We start from the raw sequence: 25,592 nt of genomic DNA, 5'->3' as shown, positions 1-25,592 counted from the left end.
ACTGCTGAGGATTGGGGGAGATGGAATTTTGGAAGCTATCAAGGTCGAGCAATTAGCAAAAAGCTTTACTTACTACACGAAAGAGGTTGGGGTCATGCACTCCCTCAAAAACCTCTTTCATCGCAAATCTCTGACAAAGCACGCGGTGAAAGACATCTCCTTCTCTATCGCCAGGGGGGAGATCGTGGCTTTTCTCGGGCCGAACGGGGCGGGAAAAACGACGACGCTAAAGATGCTCTCCGGCATTTTGCATCCAACGGGCGGCAACCTTTCCGTACTTGGCTACAAACCCTACGAGAGGAAGAAAGACTTTAAAAAACGCTTTGCCATCGTGATGGGTCAGAAAAGCCAGCTTTGGGCCGACCTGCCAGCCGCCGAATCGATTCTGCTGAACCGTTATATTTATCAGGTGGAGGAGCAGGCCTACCGGCGTACGCTTGACGAGCTGGTCGAGCTACTTGACGTGAAGCATGTGCTTAATGTGCAGGTCAGGCGGCTGTCGCTCGGCGAGAGGATGAAGATGGAGCTGATCGCGGCGCTTATCCACAAGCCGGAGCTCCTTTTCCTTGACGAGCCTACGATCGGGCTCGATCTCGTGACGCAGAAGAGGGTAAGGGAGTTTCTTGCCTATTACAATGAGCATCACCAAACAACGATTATTTTGACGAGCCACTATATGAAGGACATCGAGGATTTATGCAAAAGAACGATCATCATCAACGACGGCAGGCTTGCTTTCGACGGCAATTTGAAGCAGGTGCAGGACGCGGCGGACGGTACCAAGATCGTAAAGCTGAAATTCCATTCCTTCGTGGAACCGGAGAGACTCGAACCATTTGGCGAAGTCCGGCAAACGGACGGTTATCAGGCGACGCTCGAAATTGCCAAGGAAAAGATTAACCCGGTCTCTAAAGAGCTTCTCACGATTTTGCCCGTGGAGGACATTACCATCGAAGAACGGCCGATCGAAGAAGTGATTGTATCGCTCTATGACAGGAAGCAGTCCGAATGAGCACTTATTTGAAGTATACGCGCGTGTTCAAGCTGGGCGTGCAAGCATCGCTGGAATACCGGCTTGATTTTGCCTTAACCTTAGTCAGTGCCTTTTTTCCCATTCTGATCCAATACTATATTTGGACAGCAGTCTATGGGCAATCGGAGACGGGGGAGTTTTTTGGCTACACCTACGGGGAAATGATTTTGTATACGATCGTGGCGGCCATCGTGACCAAAATCGTATCGACGAATATGGATCATGTGATCGCATCCGATATTAAGGACGGCGCGCTGAACAAACATCTGGTGCAGCCTGCCAACTATTTCGGACTTAAGTTGTTTTCCATGCTAGGGCAAAAGATGTTTTTCCTAGGCACGATGCTCGTTATTTTGTTTATGGCGCTGCTGTATTTTTCCGGCTTGTATGATGTTAGGATTCCGCTTGCGAACTTGATTTGCTTTGTAGCGGCTATAGGCTTGTCTCTCATTCTCGGTTTCCTTATCTCGTATACGATTGCCGCTATTGCCTTCTGGCTTTCCGAAATTTCTTATTTTTTTGAAATGACGGGTTTGTTTGTCATTATCCTGAGCGGGGGTGTATTTCCAATCGAGGTGTTTGGCCCTGCGATGAATGCGGTTCTGAGCTATTTACCGTTCAAATACACGATCTATTTTCCGGCCAATGTCATCAATGGCAAGCTGGCGCTTCATGAAATCATGAACGGATTGCTTATGCAGGGTTTCTGGATTGTCATGATGCTGATTGTGTCGAAGGCAGTCTGGCGAATCGGTTTGAAAAAGTATCTTGGCTTGGGAGGCTAAACGTTGAAGGCATGGCTTAACACGCTCAAAAGCTATTTCATCATTTATTTGCGTTTTATTAAAAATTGCTTCATTGCACAAATGGAATACCGAACGAACTTTGTGCTTGGCATTGCGGTAGAAATCGCCTACCTGTTCTCTAAACTCTTGTACGTTATCGTCGTCTATAAGACGGACCTGCACATCGGCGATATTGCACCTGACGGTATTTTGATGTTCGTTGGCACTTATACGATCATGACGGGTCTGTATGCAGGGCTGTTCTTTACGAATTTTGTCCGCATTCCCGACTATGTGAGGACGGGGGAGCTTGATCTGCTGCTGGTCAAGCCGATTTCCCTGCAATTTATGGTATCCCTCCGCTATATCGATCTGGGAATGCCGATTCCGAATCTCGCTGCCGGCATTACGATGGTATCCATCGGCTGGAGCGCTCTCGGCATACCCGTAACATTTTACAATCTATGCGTATTTGCGCTGTATCTCGTAGCGGCGCTGATGATTACGTACGGCTTGATGATTATCCCGGCGCTGCTGTCCTTTTGGTTTGTCAATACGGGAGGGCTGGCCGGCATTTTTTATGCGATTTGGGATGCGAACAATATGCCGATGCCGATTTATTCCCGTCTGATCCAGCGGATTGGCGTTTATGTTCTTCCCTTTCTCGTCATTACAAATTTTGCTCCGATGACTGTGATGGGACAATTGGATAAAGGGTTAATGCTTTGGGGCGCGGCTGCTCCCATACTGCTGCTGGCTGCGGTTCGTCTCGTTTGGAATAAAGCGATTAAAAATTACAGCAGCGCAAGCGGCTAAAAAAAGAAGGGAGCAGATCATTTGATACCGTCGTGGCCGTTAACCGGAATTAGGCTTGGATGCGTCATTTGCAAGCAGTCGCTGTGCGCGGAGGGCAGCGATCTGGTTTGCAAGCCATGCGGCTTCCGTTATAAGCAGGAAGAAGGAATCGCGATTATGCTGGCGGAGGATGAGGCGCAAGGAGCAGCACATAAGGAAGCCGTGCGGGAGGTATTTGACTCGATTAACCGCTCGCTGGAGACGAAGGGTCTATCCCGTTTTTCAACGTTTATCAACTGGGGTTACGCTTCCCTGGAAGAGGAGCAGGCGGGGTTCCAGGGCGTAAACGGCAGCTTTATCCGTTTGCTGCATGAAATCATCGGAGGAGCGGATGTTTCGGGTAAGGATATCGTGGAAATCGGCTGCGGCAGGGGAGGCAATATTAACGAGCTTTGCAAAAGCTACGGCGCGGGCAGCGCTGTCGGCATCGATCTCACGCCGTCCAATATTGTTTTCTGCCATGGGAACAGCCGTTATGAGCAGGCCTATTATTGCGTAGGTGATGCAGAACGGCTGCCGATTCAGTCAGAATGCTGCGACTTCGTGCTGAACGTGGAATCCTCCCATCTTTATCCGCATATCGACCGTTTCTTTGAGGAGGCATACCGGGTATTGAAGCCGGGAGGAACGTTCATCTATGCCGATATCATGAATGCCGCCGATGTGCCGCGTTATGAGGAGATCTGGAATAGACTGGGTTTACGAATGACCATGAACCGTGATATTACCGCAAACGTCCTGCAGTCCGGCGAAGCGTCGCTTGGCAACCGGATCCAAGCGCTCGGAGGCTCGTTCGAGAGCGATGACGGGACGATGGAGTGGCTGGAGGCGCCTGGAACGCAGAAGCATGAGGATATGAAAGCAGGCAGGCGATTGTTCAAAATCATACATTTGGTCAAAGAAATTCGCTGCAGCATAGATGGGCTGCCGTTAAAAAAGGGAGCGGTCCTTGATGAGTGAAATGATACACCCGGCTTGTAACGCGTGGGCATGTCCCAGGTGCAAACTGATGCTTGAAAAAAGGGAGTTCTCCTTGTATTGCGGGGTATGCTTGCAAGGCTACAGGTTAGCCGAAGGCGGGATACCTTGTTTGCTTTCAAACGGAGCAGGCCGGGAATCGGATGAGTGCTGGGAACAGAAGGAAGCCGTGAAGGAAATGTTCACGTCGTTTAATCGGGCACTAGAGGAGAACGGCGTCTCCAGGTTTTCTTCGTTTATGAACTGGGGATATGCGGAGGCAGCTGAGGACGGACGTTCCGCCAAAGGCGTAAACGAGCAATCGCTGCGGCTGCTTCGGGAAATAATGGACGGGGTGAAGGTGCAGGGCAGCGACGTCCTGGAAATCGCTTGCGGCCGCGGCGGCAACGTTCGGGCGCTTTGCAAAAGCTATCAGCCCCGCAGTGTGGCGGGTATCGATCTGACCGAGGCGAATATCGCCTTCTGCCATGCAAGCAACCGCTATGAGTACGCTTATTTCTGCATTGGGGATGCGGAAGAGCTGCCCGTCGCGGATGAATGCTTCGATATTGTGCTAAACATTGAAGCTTCGGATCTTTACCCGCGAATCCGGCTGTTTTATGACGAGGCGTTCCGCATCCTGAAACCGGGAGGAATGTTTGTTTATGCCGATGATTTGGACGCGCGGAAATTTGAAGAAGGAGAGCGGTATTTGGAAGCGCTCGGTTTTGAAACGGTTCGCTCGCGCGATATTTCGGAGCAAGCTTTGCTGGCAAGCGACTTGGCCAGGGGAAACCGGATAGCAGCGCTCGACGGAGCGATCGCAAAGGATGACGCCATATGGGGAACAATGGGCGTACCCGGAACCTCCCTGTATGACGATATGCGCGCAGGCAAAAGAAAATATAAGATTTTGCATATGAAAAAAAAGGCGTGATGAGATGAAGGCTCCCATGTTCACCATTGCGGACAGCAGCGTCTATATCCCGGATTCCCGTATCCGGGTTGAAGAGATCATTCATGAGCTAAGCGGGATAGGTATCGCCATGCGTCAAAACGCAGAAGAATGCAGAGAAAACGGCTTTGAGCAGCTGCCGCTGGAGCAGACGTACAGCTTGGAGCAGATGATCGTTAGCGTTTGCGCGCCGCTTCTGATCCGTGCCAGACAGGAAGGTACGCGGGTAGCGGCAATACTTTTCTTCTGCGTTACGAATTCCGGCATAAAAGCGGAGGAACTGTTTGCCGGGCTTCTGCAGGAATTCGCGCCAGAAGCGCCGCCGGTCCTGCAAATGGAGGAATACGGCTGCGCTTCTTTTCATTTATCGCTTCATTTGGCGAAAACTTTTTTCGCGGGTACGGCCCGGGATGACGAAACGATATTGTTCGTTACGGCAGATAAAGCAAGGAACGCACGCGAACGCAGCGATTCCTTTATGTTGTTTGGTGATGCGGCAAGCGCCGCGTTATACCGGAAGCCTGCCTCAGGAGGGCAGCAGGTACTGGCTGCGGGGCTGAAAGCGGACGGTATTGCCTACGATGGCTCCCCTGAGCAGATTAAAATGTATTTTTCCACTTTTTATTTGTCGGTCCGTCAAGTCGTGAATCAAGTTATGCGTGAAGCAGGGGTAGGCGTTAACGAGCTCAGCCTTGTTTTTTGCACGAATCTGGGGCTCGGAACCTGGCGTATCCTTGCAAAGGTTTTGGGCTTTCCCATCCAGCTATTTTACGCGGATACGCTTGGAACTGCGGGTCATCTGCATAACACGGATATTTTGCTTAATGTAACGGATGCGGTTCGAAGAGGAAAGCTGCGCAGGGGGGATATTTATTTGGCTATTACCGTTGGATTCGGTGGGTATTACGGCTGTTCCTTGCACAAATACGAGTAACTGCGCAAGAAAGGAGGCATTCGAATCGATGAAAACGGAATTAGAGGTTACGACCCTTTATTCGGATATCGCCATCACCGGGGTCCGTCTTTTAGAGGATGAAATCTCGGCCTGCTTGGAAGCAAACAGTCATTGGCTCTCGGGCTTGGATGTGCTCATATACTGCCGGAATACGGAATCAGATACCCTAGTAAGCGCGTGTGCCAAAATGAGAAGCAAGCTCAAGCTTTCGCATGCGCTGCCTCTCACGCTCGCTCACTCGGGTCCAATGGCGCTTGAACACGCGCTTAAACTGCTCGGCTGGCTGTTGTTCGACGATGGTTACTCCCGCGCCATCTGCATCTTGACAGATGGCGAATGCAATGAAGCAAGTTCGGTCTCCTCCAGCCGCCTAAACCGGATTTCTATTCTCGAAATAAGAGCGAAAAACGGCGCTGGGAACCAGCGAAAAAATAGTCTTGACGACTGTGAATGAAAGCGCTTATAATCAAGACAAACGATTACGTAAACGTTTTTCTGAAGGAATAATTTAGGGAAACAGAAGTTAAGGTTTAATTAAGGGGACTTGCATAAGAGTTACGTAAACGATTGCGCAAGAGTGGAAGGTGGAATGGAAAATGATCACGGCAAAGCCGGAGGTTCTTCAACAAGAAAAGGGGAGTACGAAAACAGCACAGGGCAATCGGACTTGGGTGAAAATCAAACAGAACTACGAGCTATACCTGTTTTTGCTCCCGGCGGTGCTAATCTATCTGATCTTTAAGTATTTCCCGATGTACGGCGTGCAGATCGCCTTTAAAGATTTTCGGGCAAGCAAAGGTATATGGGGCAGCGAATGGGTCGGTTTTGAACATTTTATCCGCTTTTTTGAAGCTTATAATTTTTGGCCGATTATGGAGAATACGATTTTGCTCAGCTTGTATTCGTTGCTATTCGGTTTTCCGATTCCGATTATCGTTGCGCTGATGCTTAATCAGATGATGGCAAAGCGATACAAAAAATTCGTCCAAACGGTAATCTACGCGCCGCATTTTATTTCAACGGTCGTGCTAGTCGGGATGCTGGGCGTATTTCTATCGCCGAACAGCGGAATCGTCAACCATGTCATTACGTTTTTTGGCGGCGAGCCGATTCTGTTCTTGGCAAACGAAGGTTGGTTCCGGCCATTGTATGTGCTCTCCGGCATTTGGCAGGAAACGGGCTTTGCGACCATTATTTATCTGGCTGCCTTGGCCGGCGTTAATCCCGAGCTGCACGAAGCGGCCGTCATGGATGGCGCAAGCAAATGGAAAAGGGTCAGGCATGTGGATATTCCGGGCATTTTGCCTACGATTATCATTCTAATGGTACTGGCGCTCGGAAATGTGATGAGCGTAGGCTTCGAGAAAGCCTATCTAATGCAAACGGATTTGAATTACGCAGCCTCGAACATTATTCCTACCTATGTTTATGAGCTCGGTATTCAGAAGGCGCAGTACAGCTTCTCGGCCGCGATTGGCTTGTTCAATGCCATCATAAACGTAGTGCTTCTAGTAATGGTAAACCGGTTAGCCAAAAGGCTGACGGAAACAAGCTTATGGTAAGGAGGAGAAAGCGATGAATACGCTGCTTAAACGAAAAACGAAAGGCGATGTCGTTTTTGACATCATCAATTACACACTTTTAACCTGCTGCATGCTGCTGATATTGTATCCGCTTTATTTTGTTCTTATTGCTTCGTTCAGTGATCCTAATCTCATCTATTCTGGGGAAATATGGCTGCTTCCGAAAGGGCTGACGCTCGATGGCTACGAACGGATTTTTGCGGATTCGACGATCTGGATCGGATACGGCAATTCGCTGCTGTATGCGGTGGTCGGAACGGCTATAAGCGTGACCATCACCTTGATGGCCGCATATCCGTTAGCTAGAAAGGATCTGATTGGTCGGGGGCCAATCATGTGGTTCTTTATGTTCACAATGTTTTTTGGCGGCGGTCTTATCCCGACCTACCTGCTGATCAAGGATTTAAACATGATTAATACGATCTGGGCGCTCGTCGTGCCAGGCGCTGCGGGTGTATTCAATATCATCATTGTGCGGACTTTTTTCCAGAGCACGATTCCCGACGAAATGCGCGAGGCTGCTTTTATCGACGGCTGCTCGAATACAAGATTTTTTCTCAGTATGGTTCTTCCTCTATCTAAACCGATTATCGCGGTTATGGTGCTTTACCATGTAGTCGGATTCTGGAACGGTTTTTTCGATGCCATGATCTATTTGAACGAGGAATCGAAATTCCCGCTGCAGCTCGTGCTCCGCAATATTCTTGTTCAGAACCAAGTTAACTCGAACATGATGATCGACGTGGAGTCCTATGCCGCAAAGCTTCGCGTAACCGAGCTTATCAAATACGGCGTCATTATTATTGCAAGCTTGCCTTTGCTTATTTTGTATCCTTTCTTGCAGCGTTATTTTGTTAAAGGGGTTATGATCGGCTCGATTAAGGGCTAAGAACGGCAAAGCCGTTATCCGCTTGATTATCTCCGTGTTCCGTGCTGCATCGGATCGGACTCGGTTGATGATAAATAAATAGATACAACCACTAAGGGAGGATCACAAAAAATGAAAAAGACAGGGTCTATCGCAGTCAGCTTACTTTTGACAACCGCCATGATGCTTTCTGCATGCTCAAGCAACGAAGGAAATAAAGAAACGAATAAAGGGAATACAGGCAGCGGCAACGCTGCCGGCGAAGAAGCAAGTTTCAATAAGGAAGGCTTGCCTATCGTCAAAGACAAAATTACATTGCAGCTCGTTTCACCGAAAGCAGCTCTTGCGCCGGAATATAATGAGATGGAAATTTTCAAGCGTCTGGAAACCGACACGAACGTGCATATCGAATGGAATAACATTCCGGACACGGATTATGTGGAGAAGAAAAACCTGTTGCTTGCCAGCGGCGATCTGCCGGATGCATTTTATGCCTCGCAATTTTCCGATTTTGAACTGATTACGTACGGCGAGGACGGAACGATTATTCCTTTGGAAGACCTGATTGAGCAATACGCTCCGAATCTGAAGAAGCTGCTGGAGGAAAGGCCCGATATCAAGGCTGCAATCACGGCTCCGAACGGACATATTTACGGACTTCCGACATGGGAAGAAAACGAGCTGGGCACAAACCCGTTTTTCCACGTCATCAACAAGCAGTGGCTCGACAAGCTGGGCTTGAAATTCCCGGAAACGCTTGACGAATATACGGAAGCGCTTGTCGCATTCAAGACGCAGGATCCGAACGGCAATGGCAAAGCCGACGAAATTCCGCTTAGCTTCATGCATATGCAGTGGTGTATGGACATTGCGGGCCTATTCGGAGCCTTTGGCATGCCGGATAATCTTGAACACCGTATTGTACGCGACGGAAAAGTGATTTTTACGGCTAATCAGCCGGAATACAAGGAAGCTTTGAAGTATTTTAATGAAAAATGGTATAAGCAAGGCCTGATCGATCCGGAATCCTTTACGCAGGATGCGCCGCAATATTTGGCCAAAGGCAAAACGCCTGACCCAACGCTCGGCTCCTACGTATGGTGGGAAGTCGAGGAGGTTGTAGGTACGGAACAGGCCGCAAACTACGCTCTTGTGCCGCCGCTTACCGGTCCGACTGGCAAAAAGACGATTGGCAGAGGCAATGGCGGAGGACCAGGCAGAAACGCCTTTGTCATTACGAAGGATAACGAGAACCCGGAAGTGACTATGCGTTGGATCGACCAGCAATATGAGCCGTACATGGCAGCACAAATCCACTGGGGCCCGATTGGCGTTATTTATGAGAAGGATGCAAGCGGAAAGCTTGTGAACCTTCCGCTTGAAGAAGGCGTATCCATGGGCGAATTTCGCCAAAAGGTTGCACCGAACGGCGCAGGCGTGATTACAAGCGAGCATTTCAAAACCATTGTCGATATGGAGCCGCGCGCGCAGCAGCGGAAGAAAGATTTGGAGCAATACTACGAGCCATTCATGGAGAAAGAAAACTATCCGACGATTTTCTTCCTGCCGGAGGAGCTGGATACTATCAATCAAATCGAGCCTGAACTTATTAAATTCGTAAATACGCAGCGCGCTAAATTTATCGTAGACGGCATGAATGACAAAGATTGGGACAGCTATGTGAAAACAGCCCAGGATATGGGACTTAGCAAGTTGATGGAGCTTTACCAAACCGCTCTTGACCGTTACAAAGAAGCACAAAAATAAAAATAGAGGATATGCAGGCCGGGGCGCATGCCGCTGCGGCCTGCATCCGCTTATACGCCGATAGGAGGAAATCATATGAAGACTACTTACGACAATCCACTGCGTCCGCAGTTTCATTTTACACCTGCAGCCAACTGGCTGAACGATCCGAACGGGATGGTTTATTACGAAGGGGAATACCATTTGTTTTACCAGCATCATCCGGAGAGCACGATATGGGGTCCGATGCATTGGGGCCATGCGGTCAGCAAAGATCTGATTCACTGGGAGCATCACCCGATCGCGTTATATCCGGATCATAACGGGACCGTCTTCTCGGGAAGCGCGGTTGTCGATTGGAACGATACGAGCGGCTTTTTCGACGGGAAAGCCGGGCTCGTTGCAATATATACGCAAACGGAGACAATTCCGGATTCGGACCTATCCAAGCAGCGGCAAAGCCTTGCTTTCAGCAAGGATAATGGGCGCACCTGGATTCCCTATGAGGGGAACCCGGTACTCATCGATGAGCGCTGCGCGGATTTCCGAGATCCGAAGGTGTTCTGGCATGAGGAAACGAATCGCTGGATTATGGTGCTTGCCGCCGGAGACCGGCTGTTTCTTTACCACTCGCCTGACTTAAAGGACTGGACGTTCGCAAGCGAATTTGGTGCGCAGGATGGTTCGCATGACGGCGTATGGGAATGTCCGGATTTATTTGCACTGCCGGTGAAAGACGGGGATGATGCCAAAAAGTGGGTAATGATCGTAAGCATCGGTGATTCGGAGAAGTGCCCAGAAGGCTCACGAACGCAATATTTTATCGGCGAGTTTGACGGTATTTCGTTCATGAACGACAATCCGGCGGAAAGCGTACTATGGCTTGACCATGGACGCGATAATTACGCGGGCGTGACCTGGTCGGATGCCCCTGACCTAGAGTCGAAACGGATGTTTATCGGTTGGATGAACAATTGGAAATATGCTAATTTAATTCCGACGGATGATTGGCGTGGCGCAATGACGCTTCCGCGTATCCTATCGCTGAGACAGGATGCGGAGGGCGTACGCCTTGTCCAGACAGCCGCTGCCGAAATTGAGCAGCTTAGACTCGGCATCCGGGAATGGAACGATGAGCCGATCGAGCCGGGAAACAGCTTGCTCAGCGGCTTGACGGATGGACTGTACGAATTGGAAGCGGAATTCGAGCTGGAAACGGCGGAAGAATTCGGGTTTAAAATACATGCTGGCGAGAAGCACGAGACAGTTGTCGGTTACGAAGTTACTGCCGGTAAGCTGTTCATAGACCGTTCGAACTCAGGCATCATTGATTTTCATTCTGATTTCGGCTGCAGGCATGAGGCCTTGCTTAAGGCAGTGGACGGCGTCATTAAGCTCCAGCTTTGGGTAGACCGCTCTTCCGTAGAGGTGTTTGCGGATGAGGGAGGACTTGTCATAACGGATCAGCTGTTCCCTCGTGAGGGTAGTCATGGAATGGAAGTATATGCGAAGGGCGGAACAGTACAGCTTCGTTCGCTGCGGATTTATCCGCTTAAATCGATTTACGTATCAAAAGCGACGGAGGCTGTTGGCCAATAAAGCCAGGCTAATCGGGAGGACGGATGTTCATGAATGAGGATAAGCAGGAACAATCAACGGGGCTTGAAGCCCATTGGCCGCTGGATGAGAAGAATGGCGCCTTTGCGGCTGACCTGGTTAGCGGACAAACGGATGAGGTGTCTTACGCTCTACTTCAACCAAGATTTACGGAAGCAGCGGACCCGCAGTGGCGTCCCGGCGTTTGCGGCGGCGCTCTGCTGTTTGACGGATATTCGACGTGGATAACTCGTCCCGCGGAAAAGGCTCCTAAGCTAAGCGATGCGTTTACCGTTTCCGCATGGGTCGCTCCGCGTTCTTATGAATGGGGAGTGGAAAAACGTCTCTCCGCTATCGTCAATCAGCATAATCGCGAAGCGGCGGAAGGTTATATCTTAGGCATGTATAGACACGGCTCATGGTCGCTGCAGGTCGGTATTGGCGGAAGCTGGCATGAGCTCTGGTGTCATCACAAGCCAATTGAGAAGCAAACCTGGTCTCATGTTGCCGCAGCCTTCAGCAAGAGCGAAGGCGTAATGAGACTTTACCTAAACGGAGAACAGGTTGCCGAGCAAGCAACGCCTGCGGATCGGGCAATGAGCCCGAGCGCCGCGGATCTGCTGATTGGAAAAAATAATCAGGCTGCGGTACTCGCAGAGTCATTCCGTCACAACATGTTCGATGGTCTTATGGACGACGTGCGGATTTACTCCCGGGCGTTGACCGTCGTTCAGATTGCAGCGGCTTACAAAGAGGCATTGACCCCTTATGGCGGAAGCACGCCTTTAATTCCAGAGGCAGACATTCGGCTCGACCGAACGCCGCTCCTCAAAGACAGGCACCGGCCGCAGTATCACGCGAGTCCGCCGGTTCATTGGATGAATGAGCCGCATGCGCCGATTTATTTTAACGGAAAATATCATTTGTTTTATCAGCATAATCCGCAGGGACCTTATTGGGCTCAGATTCATTGGGGCCATTGGGTGAGTGACGACATGGTTCATTGGCGAGACCTGCCGATTGCGCTTGCGCCCGAGAAGGGGGCTGTCGATCCGGACGGCGTATGGTCCGGGAGCGCGGCTTATGATGAGAACGGCATACCGGCTTTGTTCTTTACAGCAGGCGATGACAGCGCATCCCCGAATCAGCGGGTAGGACTTGCCCGCAGCCGTTTTCTTCAGGATGGCGACAGCGATCTCGTATGCTGGGAGAAACATCCGAAGCCATTGATCGTGCAAGAAAAAGGGCAGGGCATGTTCGGCGACTTCCGGGATCCATACGTTTGGAAGGAAGGCGGACTGTGGTATTTGCTCATCGGCTCAGGCACGGATGGGCAAGGAGGGACGGCACTCGCGTATACGTCGGAGAATATGATTGATTGGACGTATCACGGTCCGTTTTATGTCAGTGATCCCCTGAAGCACCCTTATCTCGGCAATATGTGGGAGCTTCCGGTGCTGCTCCCGCTTGGAAAGGACGCCTCGGGAAGTGAGAAGCATGTATTGCTAATCAGCCCGCTCGGTCCAGGCGCTGACGTGGAAGTATTCTACTGGATTGGCTCATTTGACCGGAAAGAAGTGCGATTTGTTCCCGATCATGAAGAGCCGCAGCTGATTGACGTAGGTGATTTTCATTTTACCGGGCCAAGCGGAATGGTTGATCCGAGAACAGGCCGTAATGTTATTTTTACGATTGCGCAGGGTGAGAGAACGCCGCAGCTTGATTACGATTCCGGTTGGGCACATAATGCGGGACTCCCACTTCGAATTTTTATGAGATCGGACGGGCGGCTCGGCATTGAGCCGATTGCTGAGCTGGAATCGCTGCGCGGCGAGCAGCTTTGCGAGATTTCGGAAACGACACTGGCTGAGGCGAACCAGCTGCTTGAGCAAGTACAAGGCGATATGCTCGACATCCGAATCGAATTTGGCGTAGACGAGCCGGCGAATCAACTAGGCGTTTGGGTAAGGCAATCCCCGCTTAGGGATGAAGAGACGCTCATCTACTATGACCGGAGTAAATCTGAGCTCGGCGTAGACCGAACGAAGACCACGCTGTCTAGCGAAGAGAGGACGAACGGCATACAGTCAGGCAAGATGGAGCTATCGGGCGAGGCTTTGCGGCTGCATATCTATTTGGATCGATCAATGGTCGAGGTCTATGCGAATGGTCTGAAAAGCTTAACGACCAGGGTCTATCCGACCCTCGAGGATGCGCTTGGGTTGAAGCTTTTGGGTGACGGTAAGCAGAAGGTTAAATCAGTAAGCGTTTGGAAGATGAAATCCATTTACTTATAACATGAGTCTTTGTTTACGGCTGCCCTTTCAGGGCAGCCATTTAAGCGATGATCAGGCAAAGGAGATTATGAACATGCGATTAGGAGCAATCGAAGCAGGCGGCACAAAGTTTGTATGCGGAATCGGCAGCGAAAGCGGCATAATCGAGGACCGCATAAGCTTTCCAACCGTGCATCCGGAGCGGGTGATGGAGCAGGTTATCGAATATTTCACAGACAAAAAGGTAGAAGCAATCGGCATCGGAACGTTTGGACCGATTGATATCGACTCGCACAGCGAAACGTATGGCTACGTGACGACTACGCCAAAGCCTGGCTGGTCGGGCTTTCCTTTTCTTGAAACGCTGAAGCGTGAGTTTCGCGTGCCGTTCGGCTGGGACACGGACGTGAATGCCGCCGCTTACGGCGAAGCGAAATGGGGGGCAGCACAGGGACTGGACAGCTGCGTTTACTTCACGATAGGAACGGGCATCGGAGTAGGCGTTTATTCGGAGGGCAGGCTTGTGCATGGCCTCGTGCATCCGGAAGGAGGTCACCTATTGCCAAGACGCCACCCGGATGACCGCTTTGCAGGCCATTGCCCTTATCACGGCGATTGTTTGGAGGGACTCGCTGCGGGCCCCGCTATAGAAGCGCGCTGGGGAGTCAAAGGCAGCGAGTTAGGAGCGGATCACCTGGCATGGGCGATGGAAGCGTATTATCTCGGACAAGCCGTAACATCGGCCATACTCATGCTTTCACCGAAAATGGTTATTATGGGCGGGGGCGTGATGCAGCAGAAGCAGCTTCTGCCGATGATTCGGGCAGAGGTCAGAAGAAATTTGAACGGTTATTTGAATGCGGCTGCGCTGCAAATTGGAATTGATAATTACATCGTTGCTCCCGGTCTCGGAGACAATGCAGGCTTAAGCGGTTCGCTTGCGCTTGGATTGGCGGCTTTAGAACGTTCGACGTGTTCAGCTTAATATACGAGTGGTACGATAGTTTGACGGATAAGGAACTGCAGGCAAATAAGCACGCAGTTCTTTTTTATTCTAATAGAGAGAGGTTTTCAAAGAGCCGCCGGGAGTATTCAAGAAAGACAAATTGGTCGGCTGGATGAATGCTTCCGAAGCCCGGGGGATATTACACCTTCGAAACGAGGTTAATCTGGGTGTGATGACAGTCAACATTCCCGAGGAAAAGGGAGGCGGCAAAGTTAGCGTTAAATTTTTAAAAGCGGATACGGACTTCAAACCGTATTTCCAAAACGGCGAACTAAAAATGGAAGTGAAATCCCGCTCTGATGTAAGCGTGCTGGAAAATGCCTCCCCAATTAATCTTTCGAAATCGGAAGAGCTAGAGCTAATAGAGACCAAACTGGAAGAGAGTATTAAGAAGAGAATGGAGCAGACCTTAAATAAAGCACAAAAGCAATTTCGTTCGGACATATTCGGATTCGGAAGGACCGTTTACCAATCCTATCCGAGACAATGGAATAGTACTTATAAAAAGAAATGGGACACGGTATTTCCAGAATTAGAAGTGACCATTAAAGCTAAAGTAAGCATTAAGAGGATCGGTCTCAGCAAAGAAACAAAGTAGTCGATTTGCGACATGTCATTTGTTGACTATTGATGGGCTCCGGGATCAGAAGAGGTAAGGCATGCTCTCTTCCTGTAGCGCAATGGAGTGATGCCTGTTTCTCGCTTGAACATGCTGCAAAACTGCGCATCCGTAGAGAATCCGCATTCCATGGCGATAACCGAGACCTGCATTTGTGTGTGTCGTAGCATCGCTTTGGCATGCTCGATCCTTCGCTCCAAAATATATTGGATAGGAGAAGCGCCGACCTTGTTTTTAAATAAATGGCGAAAACGGTCATAGCTGTAACCCGATTGGTCAGCCAACGCGCGGAAGTCAATTTTGTGCATATAATATTCGTTTATAAAGGTTTGGGCGTATTGAATGACATCCGTTCTGTATTCGATTACTTGTGTAGGATGAGCTCTTAACAGCTCTAAATATAAGTTAGATGCCAGGTTATCCAGCATTTGTTTATGGAATGGTTTCTTGTCGCGAAGCTCATTTGCGATAGCACGCATCAGCTTGCCCATGGGCAGGCTGGAAGTCTCATGGTAGATTCCTTCTACCAAGGGAGGGTAAACGTTGCCGGCGAAACCGCAAAACATGACCTTGGACTGCAATTCATGCCGTTCTTCATGTACGGTGCAGGGGGCGATAATCGCGTAATCTCCCGCCTTGAAGGAATAATCCGTTTTTCCGATTCGGGTATTCCCTTGCCCGCTGACGTAATAGACCAGCTCGTAGCATGGATGGTGATGAGGCGCAATCCATTCATTTTTCATGCGTGTTGCTTGATATAAGAAATCAAACGAAGCTGCCATCAAACGCATCTCCCATCAAGTTAGCCAATTCGTGATAAACAATAACCGAATAAGGCTACTGTAATGATTAAATTATTTATAAAATGAATTCATTATAGCATCGCTTGAAAGCCAATTCATTATATTGATGGAGGATGTTGTTATGGACGTGAATTTTCCGGTGTTATCAGCGGATGAGCTGGTCCGCAAGCTGGAGGCTCCAAAGGGAAAAGTCAGAATGTTGCTGGATACCGATACTTTTAATGAAATTGATGATCAATTCGCTGTGATCTATGCGCTGCTTTCACCGGAGAAGATCGAGCTTCAAGCGCTTTACGCGGCTCCGTTCTTTAACGAGCTGTCGACGGGGCCGAAGGATGGCATGGAAAAAAGCTATCATGAAATCATTCGCATCCTAAAGCTCATGAGCAGAGAGGATATTCCTGTGTATCGCGGATCTGAATCCTATTTGCCTGAAGCACATACTCCTGTTGACAGCGAGGCTGCTCGAAATTTGGTAGAGCGCGCTATGGCGAGCGATCCGGGCGATCCGTTGTATGTCGTAGCCATCGGAGCAATTACGAATATCGCAAGCGCGATGCTCATGGAACCGAGAATAATCGAGCGAATCGTCGTCGTTTGGCTGGGCGGCCACGCACTGGAATGGGCGGATACAAGGGAGTTTAATTTGGCGCAGGATATTCACGCCTCGAGGGTGCTGCTGGACTCCGGTGTGCCTTTGGTGCTTATTCCATGCATGGGGGTTGCCTCGAATCTGCGCACGACATTATCCGAGGTTCGGGATTATGTGAAGCCTGCCGGCGCGATCGGCGAGTACCTTTACGAGACTTATAAAAACTGCAAGGAGGATCACTTTGCTTATTCCCGGGTCATCTGGGATATCTCGGTCATAGCCTGGCTCAATCAGCCTGACTATGTTCCCTCCCGGCTTACGCAAAGTCCGAGACTAGCAGCTGATTTCCGCTGGAGCATCGATTCTTCCCGGCATTTAATACGCTGCGCAAGCTATATTGACCGTGACGCCGTTTTCTATGATTTGTTCTCCAAGCTGGCAAAGAGCTAGGAAGAGTTTTAGCAGTAAGGATCAAACTAAAAAAGCGATGCTCGGCCATTACGCTGAGCATCGCTTTTTTAGTTTGGGTATTTATGAAGCGTCTGTGCGGTTGGAAGCTGCTAACTGCTTTGGAGCTGACGAAGAAGCTCTCTCAATAAGCTCAGTATCAACCGTAACTTTCGTTTTGATTGGATCATTAAAGGCGATCGTGTTTATTAGCAAATCGACGGCTAGATGGGCCATTCGCTCTTTCGCTACATGAACGGTAGTCAGCTCAGGGGTGATGATTCTGGACTCTGAGATATTATCGAATCCAACGACCGAAACATCCTCCGGAATACGGTATCCAAGCTCGCCAAGCGTCTTGATTGCGCTGATCGCGATATAATCGCATTCACAGAAAAAGGCGGTCGGCAGTGATCCTCCTGCTTTAAGATACTCCGTAAGCTGTTTCTTTAACGCTTCCTGTGAAGAAAGAATGGTTGGCGCTACCGAGAAGATACAGCTTTCGTCAACGCGGAGGCCGTTTTCATGCAGAGCGGCGTCGAAGCCCCGTTTACGTTCGTCGAAATTGTGAATACGCACATTGGAAGAGATATAACCTATGCTTTGGTGGCCGCTGCGGCATAGATGTGCCCCCGCTTGATAGGCTCCCATCACATTATTGATCCCGACGAAATGAACAGGCAGCGTGTCAAAGCAGTTATCCATTACGACGAGCGGCACCAAAATATCCTTACTGATTTGGGAGATCTGGCCTTGATTCAAATTCGTTCCGAGCAGAATGACGCCGTCGCTCCGTTTTTCTTCGGCCAATGCCTTAATCTTCTCCTCGTAATTCTCATGCTCAACAGAGGCATAAATAAGGGAAAAACCGTTTTGGCCGCAGCGATCTTCAATATGGTGTATGAGCTCGCGGAAAAAAGGCTGTTCATAATATTGCTCCAATACGATGCCCGAGTTGGCAAAGGCAAGGAACGTTAAGGACTTTAGCGCCGGTTCGGCTAAAGCTGTTTTTGTTTTCGCTGCGTAGCCGTTTTCCTCGGCAATTTGCAGGATGCGTGCGCGAGTATCTGCGCTGATGCCTGGTTTTCCATTCATTGCAAGTGAAACAGCGGCTTTCGATACGCCTGCGAGCTGTGCTATGTCGTCCATTTTCATGGCTATATCCCCAATCGATTATCAGTTGTTTAGTATGTTTAGTTTAATAAAAATAAACGAATTAAGCAATGGGGAGACTCGTTTTTTATGTAAAGTTTAGTGTAAAAGAAGTTCAAAAGACTAAACGTTTATTAAAAACATGGACGACTTAGGAATCTTCGCTAGGTTTTATAGATATTGCGCATATAGGAGGAGGGAGATTCGCCGAGCACCTTCTTAAATACGCGGCTAAAGTAGTAGGGATTACGGTAACCGAGCCGCTCGCTGATCTCAGAAACGTTTAGGGAACTATTTCTCATCCATTCAATGGCTTTACCCATTCTCAAACGTGCATGCGCTTCAACGATCGTTTGTCCGGTCTGTTCCTTGAACGCGGAAGAGAGATAGCTATAGTTGAGCTTCATGTAGCTTGCAATGCTGGAGGAATCAAAATCCTCCTCGCTGCGCTGCATTAAAAAAGTCATCACTCGCCCGGCAATGGTGTCTGCTTTGCCTGTTTGCCGATCTTTCTCCTGCTGAATCATTTGCTTCTGCAAATCGAGAAACAACTGGCATACGCGCAGACTCAGCTGCATCATACCGTGATTTGCAGGAATGAAGTAATCTGCCGCTAACGCTTGTAGACGAGCTTCTATTACGGAATGGAACGGTGATGTTCCGTATTTTGGCATCGGGATTAGGTAGTGATAGTGATCCGGCTGATAATAATCGATTTCCGGCAGCGGAGGATGCTCACGATACGCAATATCTTCGGCAATCGGTGTACTGAAGTGAATCCAATACCAGGCTGTTCCCGGAACGGTTAAGGGGAGCCCCCAGTGATGCATTCCTTTTTTCAGAAATAAATGTTCATTCTCTCTAACGAAATACTCTGTTCCTTCCTCTATGACCTGCATGCACCCGTGGACCACAAAGAGAAAAACGTCATAGTTAACCGTGCGATCGGGGTGAGCATAAAGGGAGTCGGTGCGGCTCATTCCGATATCTCTAACTAGCGGTATGCGATCCGCGCTCAAATATAGGTTGCATTCCAAAATGATTCCCTCCCAAATTAATAATTTATCGGCAGGCGTTAACGATTTAATACCTAAAAAAAAGATATGAAATCTGAGGATTCGTGCATTTTTCTTTATTTTTATAGATTATATGATAATCTCACCGAACAAAAAAAGGGAGGTTTATCAAAATGGATCATATTAATTTTTTGGAATTTTCGACTGGCAGCATTCAACTAGCGCCAGGCCCGCTGCAAGAACGGTTTCAAATAAATAAACATTACGTCATGAGCTTGACTAACGAAAATCTTCTCCGAAATTTTTATTTGGAAGCCGGATTATGGAGCTATAGCGGCAACGGCGGGACAACCAGCGCAACAACAACGAGCATGGATGGTCCTGAAAACTGGCATTGGGGATGGGAATCGCCAACCTGTGAGCTGCGCGGCCATATGATGGGCCACTGGTTATCTGCTGCAGCCCGTATCTATAGTCAAACGGGCGATCATCTTGTAAAGGCCAAAGCCGACTTTATCGTCTCGGAGCTGGCAAGGTGCCAGGCAGCCATAGGCAGCGGGTTTCTGGCCGCTTTTCCAGAAACCTATATGCATAGGATCGTGAACGGCAAGTGGGTATGGGCGCCGCATTATACCGTTCATAAGTTGTTGATGGGCCTCCATGAAGCGCATACCCTAATCGGAAATGAGCAAGCGCTTAGGATAATGGTCGAAATGGCGGATTGGTTTCACTGCTGGACAGATCCATTCACCCGCCAGCAAATGGATGATCTGCTTGATATGGAAACAGGGGGTATGCTGGAAACTTGGGCAGAGCTGTATTCCTTAACGAAAGAGAAGAAACATCGGGATTTGATCGAGCGTTACGACCGCCACCGCTTCTTTGATGCGCTGCTGGCTGGACAGGACGTATTGACAAATAAACATGCCAATACGCAAATACCGGAAATTTTGGGGGCAGCTAAGGCATGGGAGGCAACCGGAGAAATACGTTACCGTCATATTGTCGAGGCGTTCTGGAAGTGCGCGGTAGAGGATCGCGGTTATCTAGTGACAGGTGCCGGAGACGATGCGGAACTTTGGATGCCGGCAGAGGATATGACACGGATGGGGGTCGGGCAGGAGCACTGCGTGAATTACAATATGATGCGGTTAGCTCATGTATTGCTGCGCTGGTCTGGCAATCCGATTTACGCAGATTATTGGGAACGAAGATTCTATAATGGCGTACTCGCTCACCAACATGGAGAAACGGGTATGATTGCGTATTTTCTAGGTATCGGTGCTGGAAGCAAAAAGAGATGGGGCTCTGCCACACAGCATTTCTGGTGCTGTCATGGCACGCTGGTACAAGCGAATGCAGCCTATCATGAGCAAATATTTTTGAAGGACGAACAAGGCATTGCGATTATGCAATGGCTGCCATCGAAGCTGTCTGCAAAATTAGATGATACGTCGATTGAATTATCGATCCGGCAAGACGGGCAAAACGGACTGTATCCGCTGAATTCATGGAATGTAGTGGGGATGACAACGATCACGAAGGTGGATGTGCCAGCCATCCCGGTTCATCGGCCGGAAAGCTTCATTTATGAAATCAAGCTTTCGCTAACTCCCAGCAAGTCGTTTTGTTTGAAGCTGCGTTTGCCTTGGTGGCTGCATGGTCAAGCTTCGATTTCGATCAACGGCGAACAGCAGCAGGGGGATTGGCAGCCGTCATCGTATGCGGAATTGCACCGTGAATGGACCGATGGGGATATAGTTCGCCTGGAACTGCGCAAGACGTTAACTGCTGAGCTCCTTCCGGGCGAGTCGGGGATGTACGCATTTATGGACGGGCCAATCGTGTTGGCAGGCCTGGTAGCGGAGGAAAGAATGCTTGTCGGCAAACCGGATCAGCTGGAGTCATTGCTTGTTCCGGATCGGGAACGTAACCACAGCTGGTGGAATCCAGGTTATTATCGTACCAAAGGGCAGGATCGAGGCTTTCAATTCATTCCGTTGTACGAAATAAAGGATGAGACCTACAGCGTTTACTTTCCGATTGCGCCGTGCTAAAGGAGGAACCGTAAGGCCAGAAGGTTAAGCATCGCAAAATATCAACATTTATAAGCATTAAATCAACACTTTTTGAGCGAATGCCGCGTTATAATCAAGAACAATATTATTCTCGATTTGAAATTGCAAGCATTCGCTTTTTTTATAAAAAGGAGTTAGATCTAATGAGCCAAGTCAACATCTATCCCGAATTACGTGATATTCCCAAAAACGGCGATTTTGAAATAAAAGTACGCGCAAGCGGCGGAGAATGGATAACGCTGCCGGTTTACGAAGTCAAAGTGGATATGCATCAGGTGCGAAAAGCCTCGATGGCTTATTTTGATTTAGAGGGTCCTGTTGACGTGGAAATTGCTTGTCATTATACCCATGTTGAATCTGTTATTATCCGACCGTTGGCATTAGGGATCGTGCCCGAGCAGCATGGAAATGTTATTTCGTTTCGAATAGATCACCCAACGATGCTGTCCATCGAGGTCAATGATGATCGTTTCCGCAATCTGCATTTGTTCGGTAATGCGCTCGAGGTTAACGTTCCTTCGTTAAATGATGAGGACGTGAAGGTTATAAAGCCAGGCATCCATCGGCAGGAGTGGCTGGAGACGGAGGCAAGCATTTTGTATTTTGCGCCAGGTATGCATTATATCGAAGAAACCATCGTTCGTCTGCCTACCGGGAAGACCGTCTATATCGATGGAGGAGCAGCCGTCGTAGGATCTTTTGTCTGCGATAACGTAAGCGATGTAACTATTCGCGGACGCGGCATGATTTATTTGGCAGATTTTCATCGGTACTCGGCTTTCCGCGGGGTTCGTATCAAACATTCTGAACGAATAGCTATTGAAGGAATTATGACAATCGATACGCCTCATTATAGTGTTTATGTCGGAGGCTCCAATCATGTAAGCATACAAGGGCTCAAATCGTTCAGCACACGCGGATGGTCGGACGGGATCGATATCATGTCGAGCTCGGATATACGCGTTGATGGCGTATTTATGCGAAACTCTGACGATTGCATCGCCATTTACGGAAGCCGATGGGAGTACCGCGGAGATTCCCGCCGCATACAAGTAACGAACTCGGTGCTTTGGGCCGATGTCGCACATCCTCTAATGATCGGTACTCACGGTGATTATGACGCGGACGGGGATATTATTGAAGACATTCGTTTTGAAAACATAGATATATTGGAGCATCACGAGCCTCAACCTAATTATTGGGGTGCCATGTCCATCAATGCAGGGGATAAAAACATTGTGCGAAACGTCTTATATAACGGAATTCGGGTTGAGTCCATTGAAATGGGGCAGTTATTTGATATTCGCGTCGTCCATAACCCCGATTATAACCCTGCGCCAGGAAAACGAATCGAGCAGATTGTGTTTCAAAACGTCGAATATGCCGGCGGCACGACGCATCCGTCACGAATCCATGGATATGACGGGGAGCGGGCAATAGACGGGGTCACGTTTATCAATCTGAGAATTGGCGGGGAGACGGTTGATCGAATAAATCATCATGCATTATCCGTTAATGATTATACCAGCAATATCTCATTTGTGAATGAGGACAAGCAGTAAAACATATAGGTAGCAAACATGTAAAAGCCACTCGCAGCGTGGCTTTTTTTTGTATGCGAAAGCGAGGATTTTCCGTTGTATTTCACTCCTGCCTATGGTAAGCTCTGAAGGTAATTAAAGGACTTTAATAAGTGCTGGATTCTCGAAATGATACGAGATTAAAGAAGGGATTTTTCACAATGAACAAACAAATGCAAGTACGTCAGAGGTTTAATAAATCCTATGCCATGCAGCTCGCGACCATTTTTTTGGGATTTATTATTTTTGGAATCTCTGAAAATATTAAAGGTCCGGCCATCCCGCGTATTCAATTTGATTTTATGCTGGATGAGATGCAGCTCGGAACGCTTTTGTCGCTTAATGCGCTGGGGTATTTGATTGCTTGCTCCTTTACGGCGATTTTAACGCACAAGCTGGGCATCAAAGCCGTGAGCATTATGGCTTTCGGGTCGATGCTGCTGTCGGGAATACTTATCTATTTCTCCGAAAGCTATCCCGTCTTTTCTTCATCTTATTTCCTCATGTATATTGGCAACGGAATGCTGGAAATTGCATTGGCGATTCTCGGCGCTCGGATTTTTGTGAGGAATACGGGAACCATGATGAATTTATCCCATTTCTTTTACGGGCTGAGCTCCACCGTTGCTCCCATGATAGCATCCGGATTAATGACGGTAAGCTTGTTCGGCCATGCAATCGATTGGCGGGCAATGTATTTAATCATGCTTTGCCTATCCGTACTTCCAATGATCCCGGCATTTCTAAGTAAATTTCCAGGCGATGATTTGTCCAGCGAGGATCGGATTCCGCTGAAAAGCCTGGTGCGGGATCCAGCTTTATGGCTACTTGTACTTCTCCTTTCGTTTGGCGTCGTATCGGAACTTGCGGTAGGCGGTTGGCTGGTCAATTTTCTGGAAAAAGCCTACAAGTGGGACAGCGTTTCCGCTTCCGGCATGCTCTCCGTATTTTTTTTATGCTTCTCGGCAGCCAGGCTCTTGCTTGGTCCGGTGACGGACAAAATCGGCTTTAATCTTTCTCTTATTATTTTCTCCGCCTCGTCGGCCATATGCACCTTTATTGCCGTGCTAGGCGGTGAATCATTGGCGTTTCTGTTCGCTGCGGCAGGCATTGGGATTGCTCCGATCTATCCCACCGTCATGGCTTTTATCGCCAAAAGATACCCGCGCGGAAGCGACACTGCGATTACGTTTACCGTCACTCTGATGGGTGTGGGCAGCGTCATTGGTAATTATGCGATCGGCGCAATAACCAAAGGGATCAGAAACAGCTATGGTGCAGATACGGAACTTGGCTTGCTGCGGGGACTCCAAGCCGGTTATGGATTTATCGGCTTATGCGCTTTGATCTGTGCGGTATCGGGCTGCTTCTTGTATAAATATTTGAAGGCGCGCAATGAGCTGATTTAGAACCCGCAATTATAGTCAATAAAAAGAGCAGCCCATCCTGAACATAAGGAGCGGCTGCTTTATTTGTTTTACTCTGTCATCATCCGGTAGAGCGCGAGCCGCTGCAGTCCATGAAGGTAATCCTGCTTCCAATCGCTTATGACAAGCTCGGGAATATGACTATCCGGCACGTATTTTGCACAATTTATCGCGATCTTATCGGCATCGGCTTCACTAATATCTTCCTTGCAAAAGATAACGGCATGCGGATTAATGATCGATACGAAAGCAGCGACTAATCGGCTCATCGCATCGATTGCCAAGGCACCAAGCTCATCCAACAGGCCATCCTTCTGATGGCCATTGCGTGAGTTTCTAATCGCTTCCAGGAAATTGGAGCGGTCATATTGCGGCACAAATGAAACCTCGCCCGAAAAAGAGGTGCTTCCCCTTATGACATCGCCATTAATCAATATGCCGGCACCTGGGCCATTTTGCCCTAAATAGAGGTAAGCCAATGTCTGATCATCTGCTCTTCCGCTAAGGGCGTGGTATCCTAACACAGCCGCATTCATATCATTTTCAACGACAAGCTGCAGGCTGAAGCGGTCCTCGTAGAAGGCTTTCAGATCAAATTGTGAAAATTTCTCATATTCGGGGATGAAAAAAATCTTTCCGTCCTTCACTGATCCAGGTACGCCAACGGCCGCGGATTGAATGCCGGGATAACGGTTGATGACCATTTGCAGCTGCAAAGTCAATGCTTCCGGACCCTCCTGTAATACGCTGGGCAGCTGTATGGATTCGATAACTTCCCCCACATAATTGATGACGGAATATACCGTTTCCTCTTTTTCCAGGTATAGGCCTAATCCCAAGCGATGCTCCGCATTTAATGCGTACCTTACCGGCCTTCTTCCGCCGCTGGATTCATCGATTCCAACAATTATCGCTTCGCCATTTTGTTCCATCTGCTCCAAGGCTTTGCTTACAGTAGGAAAGCTGATATCCGTCCGTTTGCAGATCTCTGCTTTTGTTGCATGATTAAGCTCTAGCAGCGTTAATCGAATTTGGCTATGAATGGCCTGATTCATTCGTTTTGGTGTTATAAACGGCTTTTTTATCACATTCACCACCAAGTCAAATTAATATCATAAATTCTACTGCATTTTATTGAAAATAAATAATGCTTCTTTGTTTTGTTACTAACTCCAATTTCGACATATTTCTCTAAATTACCTGCTAATCGACAAAAACGTCCGTATGGAGGTCTTTTTTTGGGGAGGACGATTCAAACGGGGG

At 48.8% G+C, this 25,592-nt stretch carries 21 protein-coding genes and 1 pseudogene; 18 read left to right on the top strand and 4 right to left on the bottom strand.

The genetic code is table 11. From position 1 onward, the window contains the following. Window positions 1-28 precede the first annotated feature (28 nt). The 14 genes and pseudogenes from AC1DLI_RS17010 to AC1DLI_RS16945 form a co-directional block, all read left to right on the top strand. A complete protein-coding gene (locus AC1DLI_RS17010) occupies window positions 29-1,012 on the top strand; it encodes an ABC transporter ATP-binding protein (RefSeq protein ID WP_477604533.1) in 984 nt (327 codons plus the stop codon). After that, entirely contained in the window at window positions 1,009-1,818 is an 810-nt protein-coding gene (locus AC1DLI_RS17005; protein ID WP_477604530.1) for an ABC transporter permease, read from the top strand. Before AC1DLI_RS17010 ends, AC1DLI_RS17005 begins: the two co-directional genes overlap by 4 nt. Before the next feature lie 3 nt (window positions 1,819-1,821). Next, on the top strand, window positions 1,822-2,634 hold the full coding sequence (locus AC1DLI_RS17000) for an ABC transporter permease (protein ID WP_477604528.1): 813 nt from the start codon (window positions 1,822-1,824) through the stop codon (window positions 2,632-2,634). 21 nt (window positions 2,635-2,655) lie between these two features. Further along, window positions 2,656-3,633 (top strand): methyltransferase domain-containing protein, encoded by a 978-nt coding sequence (locus tag AC1DLI_RS16995; protein WP_477604526.1) that lies wholly within the window; start codon window positions 2,656-2,658, stop codon window positions 3,631-3,633. Window positions 3,634-3,682: 49 nt separating this feature from the next. Next, window positions 3,683-4,567 (top strand): class I SAM-dependent methyltransferase, encoded by an 885-nt coding sequence (locus AC1DLI_RS16990; RefSeq protein WP_477604524.1) that lies wholly within the window; start codon window positions 3,683-3,685, stop codon window positions 4,565-4,567. A gap of 4 nt (window positions 4,568-4,571) precedes the next feature. Then, complete coding sequence (locus AC1DLI_RS16985; protein WP_477604522.1) at window positions 4,572-5,519, top strand: 3-oxoacyl-[acyl-carrier-protein] synthase III C-terminal domain-containing protein; 948 nt, start codon at window positions 4,572-4,574, stop codon at window positions 5,517-5,519. 28 nt (window positions 5,520-5,547) lie between these two features. Then, a complete protein-coding gene (locus AC1DLI_RS16980) occupies window positions 5,548-5,994 on the top strand; it encodes a hypothetical protein (RefSeq protein ID WP_477604520.1) in 447 nt (148 codons plus the stop codon). Between the two features lie 142 nt (window positions 5,995-6,136). Then, window positions 6,137-7,102: an ABC transporter permease gene (locus AC1DLI_RS16975; protein WP_477604518.1), complete on the top strand. Its 966-nt coding sequence runs from the start codon at window positions 6,137-6,139 to the stop codon at window positions 7,100-7,102. Between the two features lie 13 nt (window positions 7,103-7,115). After that, a complete protein-coding gene (locus tag AC1DLI_RS16970) occupies window positions 7,116-8,012 on the top strand; it encodes a carbohydrate ABC transporter permease (protein WP_477604516.1) in 897 nt (298 codons plus the stop codon). 111 nt (window positions 8,013-8,123) lie between these two features. After that, complete coding sequence (locus tag AC1DLI_RS16965; RefSeq protein ID WP_477604514.1) at window positions 8,124-9,758, top strand: ABC transporter substrate-binding protein; 1,635 nt, start codon at window positions 8,124-8,126, stop codon at window positions 9,756-9,758. 75 nt (window positions 9,759-9,833) lie between these two features. Next, complete coding sequence (locus tag AC1DLI_RS16960; RefSeq protein WP_477604512.1) at window positions 9,834-11,336, top strand: glycoside hydrolase family 32 protein; 1,503 nt, start codon at window positions 9,834-9,836, stop codon at window positions 11,334-11,336. A 29-nt stretch (window positions 11,337-11,365) separates the two neighbouring features. Continuing rightward, entirely contained in the window at window positions 11,366-13,630 is a 2,265-nt protein-coding gene (locus AC1DLI_RS16955) for a GH32 C-terminal domain-containing protein (RefSeq protein WP_477604510.1), read from the top strand. 73 nt (window positions 13,631-13,703) lie between these two features. Continuing rightward, a complete protein-coding gene (locus tag AC1DLI_RS16950) occupies window positions 13,704-14,594 on the top strand; it encodes an ROK family protein (protein ID WP_477604508.1) in 891 nt (296 codons plus the stop codon). A 115-nt stretch (window positions 14,595-14,709) separates the two neighbouring features. Next, a pseudogene (locus tag AC1DLI_RS16945) lies at window positions 14,710-15,213 on the top strand (Ger(x)C family spore germination C-terminal domain-containing protein); the annotation flags it as partial. Window positions 15,214-15,239: 26 nt separating this feature from the next. On the opposite strand, the gene AC1DLI_RS16940 reads toward AC1DLI_RS16945, so the two are convergent. Next, window positions 15,240-16,016: a helix-turn-helix transcriptional regulator gene (locus AC1DLI_RS16940; RefSeq protein ID WP_477604506.1), complete on the bottom strand. Its 777-nt coding sequence runs from the start codon at window positions 16,014-16,016 to the stop codon at window positions 15,240-15,242. Window positions 16,017-16,158: 142 nt separating this feature from the next. Here AC1DLI_RS16940 and AC1DLI_RS16935 point away from each other — a divergent pair, with 142 nt between their 5' ends. After that, window positions 16,159-17,079 carry a nucleoside hydrolase gene (locus AC1DLI_RS16935; protein WP_477604504.1) on the top strand — a complete coding sequence of 307 codons (921 nt, stop codon included), beginning with the start codon at window positions 16,159-16,161 and terminating at the stop codon, window positions 17,077-17,079. A gap of 81 nt (window positions 17,080-17,160) precedes the next feature. On the opposite strand, the gene AC1DLI_RS16930 is transcribed toward AC1DLI_RS16935, so the two are convergent. Then, complete coding sequence (locus AC1DLI_RS16930) at window positions 17,161-18,231, bottom strand: LacI family DNA-binding transcriptional regulator (protein ID WP_477604502.1); 1,071 nt, start codon at window positions 18,229-18,231, stop codon at window positions 17,161-17,163. A 161-nt stretch (window positions 18,232-18,392) separates the two neighbouring features. Next, the gene (locus AC1DLI_RS16925; protein WP_477604500.1) at window positions 18,393-19,265 is read right to left on the bottom strand and encodes a helix-turn-helix domain-containing protein; all 873 of its coding nucleotides are present in this window, start codon (window positions 19,263-19,265) and stop codon (window positions 18,393-18,395) included. A gap of 152 nt (window positions 19,266-19,417) precedes the next feature. On the opposite strand from AC1DLI_RS16925, the gene AC1DLI_RS16920 reads away from it, so the two are divergent. The 3 genes from AC1DLI_RS16920 (at window position 19,418) to AC1DLI_RS16910 (ending at window position 24,311) form a co-directional block, all read left to right on the top strand. Further along, window positions 19,418-21,301: a beta-L-arabinofuranosidase domain-containing protein gene (locus tag AC1DLI_RS16920; protein ID WP_477604498.1), complete on the top strand. Its 1,884-nt coding sequence runs from the start codon at window positions 19,418-19,420 to the stop codon at window positions 21,299-21,301. A 164-nt stretch (window positions 21,302-21,465) separates the two neighbouring features. Further along, window positions 21,466-22,884 (top strand): glycosyl hydrolase family 28 protein, encoded by a 1,419-nt coding sequence (locus tag AC1DLI_RS16915; protein ID WP_477604496.1) that lies wholly within the window; start codon window positions 21,466-21,468, stop codon window positions 22,882-22,884. Between the two features lie 179 nt (window positions 22,885-23,063). Next, window positions 23,064-24,311 (top strand): MFS transporter, encoded by a 1,248-nt coding sequence (locus AC1DLI_RS16910; protein WP_477604494.1) that lies wholly within the window; start codon window positions 23,064-23,066, stop codon window positions 24,309-24,311. Window positions 24,312-24,379: 68 nt separating this feature from the next. Here AC1DLI_RS16910 and AC1DLI_RS16905 read toward each other — a convergent pair whose 3' ends face one another. Next, entirely contained in the window at window positions 24,380-25,414 is a 1,035-nt protein-coding gene (locus AC1DLI_RS16905; protein ID WP_477605048.1) for an ROK family transcriptional regulator, read from the bottom strand. Window positions 25,415-25,592: the final 178 nt, after the last annotated feature.

Source organism: Paenibacillus sp. 01T443 (genome assembly GCF_056398325.1).
The sequence above is the reverse complement of the archived record's forward strand: the minus strand, read 5'-3'. Positions and strand labels throughout refer to the sequence as shown.